This is a genomic window from Brevundimonas bullata, from assembly GCF_003350205.1.
Lineage (GTDB): Bacteria > Pseudomonadota > Alphaproteobacteria > Caulobacterales > Caulobacteraceae > Brevundimonas > Brevundimonas bullata.
On record NZ_QLLC01000084.1, the window covers coordinates 1 to 1,068 of the forward strand.

Below are 1,068 nucleotides of genomic sequence, written 5' to 3' on the forward strand. Positions count from 1 at the left end.
TGACGTGCCTCTGAGTTTTCATCCAGCGGCGACCAGAGTCCTTGGGTTAGTTACGCCTCGCAGCGTGGGGTGAGCAACAGGCCGAGCCGCGCAGCTTTCATACTGCGCAGCGGATCGGCCTGTTGCGGTCAGACTGGCGGCAAAGGCCTCCGGGGTGAGGTAGCCGATCGACGAGTGCGGCCGGCGGGTATTGTAGTCCAGCGCCCAGGCAGCGACCTTCTGGCGGGCGTGATCCAGACTGAAAAACAGGCTCTCGTTGAGCAGTTCGTCGCGCATGCGGCCGTTGAAGGATTCCACAAACCCGTTCTGGGTCGGCTTGCCGGGCGCGATGTAGTGCCAATCGACGCCATGATCCTGCGCCCAAGCCAGGATGGCCGTGGACGTGAACTCCGTGCCGTTGTCGCTGACGATCATGGCGGGACGGCCCCGCCGAGCGATCAGCGCTGTCAGTTCGCGTGCGACGCGGCGCCCCGAGATCGCAGTGTCAGGGATCGCCGCCAGGCACTCGCGGGTGACGTCGTCGACCACGTTGAGAATGCGGAAGCGGCGGCCCGTGGCGAACTGGTCGTGCACAAAGTCCAGCGACCAGCGGGCGTTCGGCCTTGCCTCGATCAGGATCGGCGCCCGCGTGCCGATGGCTCGACGACGGGAGCGGCGCTTGCGCACCGTCAGACCTTCCTCGCGGTAGAGCCGGTAGATCCGGTTCTTGCCCGAAGGCTCGCCCTCACGTCGCAGCAGCACGAACAGCCGGCGATAGCCGAACCGTCGCCGCTCCACAGCCAGGGCGCGCAGCCGCTCGCGCAGCGCCGTGTCTGGCTGTCGGCAGGAGCGATAGCGCACCGATTTGCGGTCGGCCTTGATAATAGAGCAGGCCCGCCGTTCGCTGACGCCGAATGTCGCCTTCAGATGGGCGACGGCCTGGCGCATCGCCGCGGGCCCTACCACTTTTTTGACAGCAGATCGTTCAACGCCGCCTTGTCGAGCATGGCGTCGGCCAGAAGACGCTTCAGCCTGCCGTTCTCGTCTTCCAGGGCGCGCAGGCGCTGGGCGTCCGACACGCTCATCCCG

Annotated in this window: 1 protein-coding gene; it reads right to left on the reverse strand. The window is 66.4% G+C overall.

The annotated features are described in order from the left end of the window. Nucleotides 1–18: 18 nt before the first annotated feature. The coding region (locus DXK21_RS16415; RefSeq protein WP_245945261.1) for an IS3 family transposase at nucleotides 19–1,068 on the reverse strand (1,050 nt) is incomplete at its 5' end.